The 3534-nt window shown below is 64.2% G+C and carries 4 protein-coding genes and 2 pseudogenes; all 6 read right to left on the reverse strand.

Annotated elements, in window-relative coordinates; translation table 11 throughout:
- Nucleotides 1–362: 362 nt before the first annotated feature.
- Nucleotides 363–965: a UPF0149 family protein gene (locus RFM40_RS33245; RefSeq protein WP_320224054.1), complete on the reverse strand. Its 603-nt coding sequence runs from the start codon at nucleotides 963–965 to the stop codon at nucleotides 363–365.
- The gene (locus RFM40_RS33815) at nucleotides 962–1075 is read right to left on the reverse strand and encodes a transposase domain-containing protein (RefSeq protein WP_320230229.1); all 114 of its coding nucleotides are present in this window, start codon (nucleotides 1073–1075) and stop codon (nucleotides 962–964) included. The genes RFM40_RS33245 and RFM40_RS33815 overlap by 4 nt, the downstream gene beginning before the upstream one ends.
- A gap of 193 nt (nucleotides 1076–1268) precedes the next feature.
- Nucleotides 1269–2231, reverse strand: a pseudogene (gene tnpC, locus RFM40_RS33820) (IS66 family transposase); the annotation flags it as partial.
- A gap of 21 nt (nucleotides 2232–2252) precedes the next feature.
- Nucleotides 2253–2594, reverse strand: a pseudogene (locus RFM40_RS33825) (transposase domain-containing protein); the annotation flags it as partial.
- Nucleotides 2595–2618: 24 nt separating this feature from the next.
- Nucleotides 2619–2960: an IS66 family insertion sequence element accessory protein TnpB gene (gene tnpB, locus RFM40_RS33255; protein WP_347349857.1), complete on the reverse strand. Its 342-nt coding sequence runs from the start codon at nucleotides 2958–2960 to the stop codon at nucleotides 2619–2621.
- A gap of 5 nt (nucleotides 2961–2965) precedes the next feature.
- Nucleotides 2966–3403: an IS66-like element accessory protein TnpA gene (gene tnpA, locus RFM40_RS33260; RefSeq protein ID WP_320230227.1), complete on the reverse strand. Its 438-nt coding sequence runs from the start codon at nucleotides 3401–3403 to the stop codon at nucleotides 2966–2968.
- Nucleotides 3404–3534 lie beyond the last annotated feature (131 nt).

Raw genomic sequence — 3534 nt, forward strand, 5'->3', positions numbered from 1 at the left:
CTCAAGCCGCCCTGGCGGCTGGAAACTGTTCTATGGGACTCAGCTGTCGACAGGCTGACGGACCGAGAGCGCGGCAGGACGCAGTCGAGACCATCACTCCAGGCGCGAAGGAGGAACTCGCTGCACTCCGCCGATCTTCCCGTTCGACGAGCCCCGTCCGATCGCCGTTGCGAAGCTGACGAATCTGGTGATGACGCGCCTCGCCTTTGCAGCCCTGCGGCGCGGCAACCTAAGTGAGCGTGCGTATTGCCTCACGTAACGATGCTCCCGAGATTCAAGGTAAGCGATGCGCCGAGGCACCTTTCCCGAAGTCGCCTGATGCGTGTATGGCGGTCAGCCGTTAGTCGGCGCGCCGGCGGCGATTACTGCGGGTCATCATAGCGGGTGACGTAGTGGAGTTCGCGAAGGGCGGGGATGACAAGGGTGATGTCTTTGTATGCCTCGTGCTCGATGAAGTGCGCGGTCTCGGGTCCCGGCCTGGGTTTGCCGAGGACAGGCCGCCCCTTTTTGTCGACGCAATAGATCAGGATCGGCAGCAGCAGGCCGTGGTTGGGGTTGTTGAGGTCGAGTAGCCGTTTCCAGCGTTTGATGTTGAGGTTCATGGCCGCGTAGAACCCCTGGCACCATGGCCGCGGGTCGATGCCGCCGCTGGGCTTGGTGGTGAAGCGGGGCGCATAATCGTGCGGTCTGTCGAACAGCGTCTCGTTGATCCGGTTGTGGATCCTGGCGAGGCTGGCAAACACGGCGTGATCGGTTGCAGAGCCCTTGGCCAGGACGTCGCGCGGCAACCCCATGAGTGGGCACATCCAGTCTTGCGGGTCCGCGAACCGCGGCCCGGTGACCGCCGCCGTTACGAAGCCATCCAGCGCCGAGACGGTCCGCACCAGCGGGCGGGGATTGGTCTTGGCGGCCATCCAGGCCTCGAGCGCCTCGTCCGGCAGCGCCATGTCATCGAGCGCGCTCATGCCGCCAAGGGGAGCGGCATCTCTTCGCGCCGCACCCAGTTCCACGGCATCAGCTCATCCCAGCGCGAGGCTGGCCAGTCGTTCTGGATGCGCTCGATGACGTCGGCCATGTAGGCTTCGGCATCGACGCCGCAGAGCTTGCAGGTCTCGATGATGCTGAGCACGACCGCTGACCGCTCGGCCGCGGCGAAGCTGCCCGAGAAAAGCCAGTTGCGCCGGCCGACGGTAAATCCACGAATCGCCACGCTCCGCGATCAGGTTGTCGGGCTCGAGCTGGCCATCGTAGAGGAACCGGTTGAACGCGCGCCATCGCTTGGTGCCATAGGCGAAGGCCTTGGCGATATCGGCATGGCGCGACAAACCCTTGGCCTGGCGCATGAGCTGTCGTCGCAGCGCACGCACCAGTGGTCGGGTCCGCCTTCGTCGTGCGGCCAATCGTTCGGCCGGCGGAAGCCCCCGTATCTCTTCCTCGATCCGGTAGATCGCCTGGATACCGGCCATCGCCGTCGTGCTGAGCTCGGTCGGCTGGCTGTCGTGAACGTCGAATATCTTGCGACGCAGATGCGCCAGGCAGGCGGCTTCTCGAATGGCGCCGCCCCTGTAGATCTGATTGTAGCCGCTGAATCCGTCGGCCTGCAGCGTGCCGGCAAATCCGGCGAGCTCGCTCATCACGCTCTCGCCGGCGCGACCCATGGTGGCGCGGTACCAGGCGATCGGCGGCTCCTGAGAACCTGAATTGCGGTCGTCGGCGACGTAAACCCAGAGCGCGCCCTTGTGCGTCGTGCCGGTGCCGGGCGCCAGGATCGGAAGCCGCGTGTCGTCGGTGTGGAGCTTGGTGCGGGTACGGCAGATCTCACGGAGGCGGTTGTAGATCGGATCGAGCAAGGCGGCGGCGTAGCCGGCGCTGCGCGCCAGAGTGGATCGCTCGATATCGACGCCCTTCGCGGCCATCATCTGGGTTTGACGGTAGTAGGGCAGATGATAACCCCACTTCGCCATCATGATATGGGCGAGCGCCGCATAGCTGAGCTTCCCGCGTGCAATGGCCTTAGCGGGTACCGGGGCCTGAATGATTTTATCGCACGTCCGGCAGCTGTACTTGGGTCGAACGGTCTCGATCACCTGCCAGGCCTGGACGACCAGGTCGAGCATCTCCTCGCTATCTTCTCCCATGGCGCGCAGAGCGCCGCCGCAGCCGGGGCAGCACGCGCAAGACGGCTCGCGAACGATCCGCTTGCGCGGCAGGTTCGGATTGAGCTTGCGCACCGGCAACGCCCGAACCTTGTCGGTGTCAGCGACGATGGGTAGCTCGGCCTCGGGCGCGCCGGCGATGAAATCGGTCTCGAGATCTTCGAGTTCGAGCAGCATCTGGCCGAGCTTCTCGGATGAGCGGCCGAAGGCCTTGCGGTTGAAGCGATCGATCCGCAGCTGCAGGCGCTGGATGCGAAGTGCGGCCTCGGCGCGCTCTCTGCGCAACTGCTCATCGCGTTCGGCGATGGTGGTGTCACGGGCAGCAACGGCCGCCTCCAGAAGCGCGATCCGGGCGAGGAAATCAGCGGTTGAGGGAGCTTGTTCCGACACCCAAACTACATACCCGAAAGAGCTCCTTCGAGGAAGCAGAATCGACACAAAATCAATAACAAACGAGCAAAATTAGCCGGCCAGACGCGGCCGATAAGTCTTGCTCGGCCGGCGCCAGTCGATTCCTTCCAGAAGCAGCGAAAGCTCCGCCTTGGTGAGCGACACGACGACCTGATCCTTCGTGGTCGGCCAGGCAAAACAGCGGTCGGTAAGCCGCTTTGTGAATAAGCAAAACCCCTGGTCGTCATGCGCCAAAATCTTGATGATATGACCCTTGCGTCCACGGAAGCAGAAGATCGCGCCCATGTGCGGGTCGAGCGCGAGCACCTGCTGCACCATTCGCGCCAGGCTGTTGATCCCGCGGCGCATGTCGGTCGCGCCGCAGCACAGGAAAATCTGGTCGGTCGGCACCACCGTGATCACCTGCTCAACTCCGCCAGGACGATGCGCAGCGCTGTCGGATCGACGGTCCCGTCGATGCGCAATCGCGCGCCGCTCGGAAAGGCAACGACGATCCTGCCGGTCGGGTCCGGGCAATCGGCGGCGGGCCGGTCGACCTCGGGCAGTTCGTTCACCTCGATCCGTGCGAAGGTCGCCATCGCCTGGTCGGCATCGTGCTCGCCGCCGGCCATCTGCTTGCGCCAAGCATAGAGCTGCGAAGGAGCTACGCCGAATGCTTGCGCGACCTCGGTCACCGAGGAACCCGCCGCGCTCGCAAGGTCGACCAGCGCGCGCTTCTCCGCGCAACTCCACAGCCTCCGTTGGCGCGTGCAGCCGGGCATCGTTGCACCATCTTCAGCCGCCGCGGCGCCGCTGATCTCGGCGACCACATCGCCCTCTGCATGTTCCAATGTCATGGCGCGAAAGCTCCATGTTCATCGGCCTATTGCAAGGTGCCTTGATGCAACGCTTACGATTCAAGCGTTGCCTCATGCAAAGGTGTTTGCAGCCTCGCGGCAGCGCTTAAAGGCGCGGTTGTAAGGGAAGC

Source organism: Mesorhizobium captivum, from assembly GCF_033977165.1.
Classification (GTDB): Bacteria; Pseudomonadota; Alphaproteobacteria; order Rhizobiales; family Rhizobiaceae; genus Mesorhizobium; species Mesorhizobium captivum.

What these genes read in the sequence shown, in the direction of transcription:
- RFM40_RS33245 (WP_320224054.1), bottom strand. Translation starts at nt 965, where the DNA reads ATGAGCGCGCTCGATGACATGGCGCTGCCGGACGAGGCGCTCGAGGCC.
- tnpA (WP_320230227.1), bottom strand. Translation starts at nt 3,403, where the DNA reads ATGACATTGGAACATGCAGAGGGCGATGTGGTCGCCGAGATCAGCGGC.
- RFM40_RS33815 (WP_320230229.1), bottom strand. Translation starts at nt 1,075, where the DNA reads ATGGCCGACGTCATCGAGCGCATCCAGAACGACTGGCCAGCCTCGCGC.